This is a genomic window from Rhodoferax sp., assembly GCF_037143375.1.
Lineage (GTDB): Bacteria > Pseudomonadota > Gammaproteobacteria > Burkholderiales > Burkholderiaceae_C > Rhodoferax.
The window spans coordinates 1-4,038 of record NZ_JBAWYV010000220.1; the positions used below are offsets into that span (position 1 = coordinate 1).

General features: G+C 60.9%; 2 protein-coding genes. Both read right to left on the reverse strand.

Annotated features, from left to right (window positions below):
- Positions 1-2,867, reverse strand: a 2,867-nt coding sequence (gene smc, locus WCG50_RS17930) for a chromosome segregation protein SMC (protein ID WP_336900960.1), incomplete at its 3' end; no start/stop codon positions are given.
- Between the two features lie 229 nt (positions 2,868-3,096).
- A partial coding sequence (gene dusA / locus WCG50_RS17935) for a tRNA dihydrouridine(20/20a) synthase DusA (protein ID WP_336900961.1) occupies positions 3,097-4,038 on the reverse strand: 942 nt, incomplete at its 5' end.

Below are 4,038 nucleotides of genomic sequence, written 5' to 3' on the forward strand. Positions count from 1 at the left end.
TCGCCTTGCATACCGGCCAGGCGCACATTGCCCTCGGCCAGTGATTTGGCGACAGCCTCCAGGTCGGCTTGTGCATCGATGAGCAACTGGGTGTATTGCTCAAAGCCCAGCCGTGCGGCTTGTTCTTTGAGCTGGAATTCAGTGATGCGTTGGCGCAGGGGATCAAGCTCGCGCTCAAGTTGCAGGCGACGCTCGTCGCTGGCACGCAGCTTGGCGGTCAGGTCGTCGTACTCGCTGCGTTTGGCACCGAGTGACTTTTCACGTTCCAGCTTGGCGGCCAGGGCATCCTGCAAGCCACCTTGCGCTGCCGCATCGTTCAGCCGCGCCAGTTCTTCATGGGCTCTTTGGGCTTCAGCCCTGACTGAGTCTGCCTGTTGTGCTGCGGTTTCGATAGCACGCGAGAGCTCGGCCTTGCGTGCATCGAGGCTGCGCATGGAAAACACCGCTTCTTGCGACTGGCGCTCCAGACTGCGCTGCTGCTCCCGGCACTCGTTCAATTTGCGCTCTGCCCCCATCACCCGTTCATCGAGTTGCGCGTGGCGCTCCTGGGTGTCGGCGAGCTGCATATCGAGCTCTTCGAAGCGCCCTTCTGCGGTTACTCGACGCTCTTGCAGGTCGTCCAACTGGGCATCTACTTCGGCCAGGTCACCAGTGATTTGCGCGCTGCGCACCCGGGCCTGGTCAGCCAACTGGGTCAGGCGCAAGGTTTCAACTTGCAAGGCGTGGGCCTGGCTTTGGCGCTCGGTGGCTTCACGGCGAATCACCACCAGACGCTGCGAGGCGTCGGCATAGGCCGACTCGGCCCGCACCAGCGCAGAGCGGGACTCATCGCTGATCATGGCCTGCGCCCGTAACTGCTTCTCCAGGTTTTCAATTTCCTGGGCCCGGGCCAGCAAACCGGCCTGCTCGGAATCGGGCGCGTAAAAAGTCACGCTGTAAGGACCAACAGCATGGCCGCTGGGCACAAAAATCAACTCACCGGGCTGCAATTTTTCGCGATGGGCCAGGGCCTCTTCAAAACTTGGCGCGGTATAGCAACCGTGCAGCCAGTCCACCAACACGGCACGCTGGCCGGCATCGTTAAGGCGCAGCAAGTCGGACAAACGCGGCAACGCCCCTGTTTTTTCAGGCAAAGCCGCTTGCGGCGGGCTGTAAAACGCGAGCTTGGCCGGTGGTGCATCGCGGCCAAAAGCCTTCACCATGTCCAGGCGAGACACCTCCAGCGCACCCAGACGCTCACGCAGCGCGCCTTCCAGCGCATTTTCCCAGCCCTGCTCAATGTGGATGCGGTTCCACAAACCTTGCAAACTGTCCAGCCCATGCTTGGCCAGCCACGGTTGCAGTTTGCCGTCGGTTTTGACCTTTTCCTGCAGGGCCTTGAGCGCTTCCATGCGGGCCGACAAGTCCGCCAGACGGGCCGATTCGGTGTTGACGGTCTGCTGCTGTGCGCGCCGGGTGTCATCGAGTTGCGGCACCGATTCCTGCAACTCATGCAGACGACCTTCGGCCACGCTGGCGGTCTCTTGCGCCTGCTCCAATTGGTCTTGCAGGTTGATCAGGCGGGCTTCATCGGGTGCGGCCAGCGCGTTGCGGTCTGTGTTCAGGCGTTCGCGGCGGGTACAGAACTGGCGCGCTTGCTCCTCGATGCTGCGCTGGTCAGCGGCCAGCACTTGAATCTGCTGCTGCACCTGGGCCACGCTGGCGCGCTGCTCATTGGCGCTTTTTTGTGAGAGGCGCAGCGCCTCTTCCAACTCGGGCAATTGCATCGCCTGGTCTTCGACTTGCGCGGCCAGGAGTTCGGTTTTTTCCTCGCCCACCATGGCGAGCTCAGACAGGCTCTCAATCTCTTCCTGCGCGGTTTCGCTGCGGGTAACCCATTGATCGGCTTGCTCCTTGAGGGTGATCAGGCGCTGCTCCACGCGCTGGCGACCTTCCACCACAAAACGAATCTCGGCTTCCAGCCGACCGACCTCGGTGCTGGCTTCGTACAGCAGTCCTTGCGCCTGGTTGACCTGATCGCCTGCCGCGTAATGGGCTTGGCGCACGGTCTCCAGCTCGGCTTCGATGTGGCGCAAATCGGCCACGCGGCTCTCCAGCGCGTTGATCGCGCCGAGCGAATCGGCTTTCACCTTGGCTTGATCGGCCTCGGACTCGGTCCGTTTGAGAAACCACAGTTGGTGCTGCTTGAGCGTGACATCGGCATTGAGCGCGTTGTATTTTTTGGCGACGATGGCTTGCGCTTCGAGCTTCTCCAGATTGGCATTGAGCTCGCGCAGGATGTCTTCCACCCGGGTCAGGTTTTCGCGGGTGTCGCTCAGGCGGTTTTCGGTCTCACGCCGGCGCTCTTTGTACTTGGAAACGCCAGCGGCTTCTTCTAAAAACAGGCGCAGTTCTTCAGGCTTGCTCTCGATAATCCGGCTGATGGTGCCCTGGCCAATGATGGCGTAGGCGCGTGGCCCGAGTCCCGTGCCCAGAAAAACGTCCTGCACGTCGCGGCGACGCACCGGCAAGTTGTTGATGAAGTAGCTGCTGGTGCCGTCGCGGGTCAGCACGCGCTTGACGGCAATCTCGCCAAACGTGGCCCACTGGCCGCCAGCACGGTGGTCTGCGTTGTCGAACACCAACTCGACACTGGCGCGGCTGGCCGGTTTGCGCGTGTTAGTGCCATTAAAAATGACGTCCTGCATCGACTCGCCACGCAACTCGGACGCTTTGGACTCGCCCAGCACCCACCGAACGGCATCCATGATGTTGGATTTGCCGCAGCCGTTGGGCCCCACCACGCCCACCAGTTGCCCCGGCAGCATGAAGTTGGTGGGCTCCGCGAAGGACTTGAAACCAGATAACTTGATTGAATTAAGACGCACGGAAGGCTGAGATTTTGGCTAGGGGTTTGATGGCATCAGGGGCTTCAGAGCCGCCTGCAGGCGAGGCGTCATGATAACTTGGCGCACAGAAGATCGAGACAGTGGCCTAGGCGACCCGCTCGAATTCACCCAGAATAATGTGACAGTTGCACCCACGGTTAATGCCATCGTAAAGCGTCTTAAATGGACACTATTTTTTTGATAGCTGCCAGCGCAAGTAACACGGGGGCTAGAGGTCGATTTGGCTTATATGTGCCAAAGCCATCACCTCATGCGCGGGCAAGCCTTTGAGTTTGTGGTCGCTCCAGACCTGCCGCCAGCGACGCGAACCTGCCAGTCCGTGGCGCAAACCCAGCATGTGGCGGGCGATGGTCGGCCAAGGTGTGCCATGTTCGGCTAATTCGCGGGCCATGTAGTCGCACATCTGCGCCTCCACCTGCTCGCGGGTGAGTTCTTCTGGCGGGGCGCCGTAAAACGCGGTGTCCCACGAGGCCAGCCACCACGGGTTGTGGTAGGCCTCGCGACCCAACATGGCGCCATCAAGATGCAGCAGGTGCTGCGCCACCTGCTCGTTGGTGGTGATGCCGCCATTGGCCACGATGGTGAGCGCGGGAAAATCTTTTTTAAGCTGGTAAGCCACCTCGTAGCGCAACGGAGGCACTTCGCGGTTGGCCTTGGGCGAGAGGCCCTTGAGCCAGGCGTTGCGGGCGTGCACGATGAAAGTCTGGCAACCAGCCTCGGCCACCGTACCCACAAAATCTCGCACAAAGTCGTAGCTTTCAGACTGGTCAATGCCAATGCGGTGCTTGACGGTGACAGGCACCTGCACCCCATCGACCATCGCCTTGACGCAATCGGCCACCAACTGCGGCTCATTCATCAGGCAGGCGCCAAAGGCACCGCGCTGAACCCGCTCTGAGGGGCAACCGCAATTCAGGTTGATCTCGTCGTAACCCCATTGCTCACCGAGTTTGGCGCAATGCGCCAGGTCAGCGGGCTCACTGCCCCCGAGCTGCAGAGCGAGTGGGTGCTCTTCGGCGTTGTAACGCAGGTGCCGTGGCACATCGCCATGAATCAGGGCGCCGGTGGTCACCATCTCGGTGTAAAGCAAGGTGCGCCGGGTCAACAGACGATGGAAATAACGGCAATGGCGATCGGTCCAATCCATCAT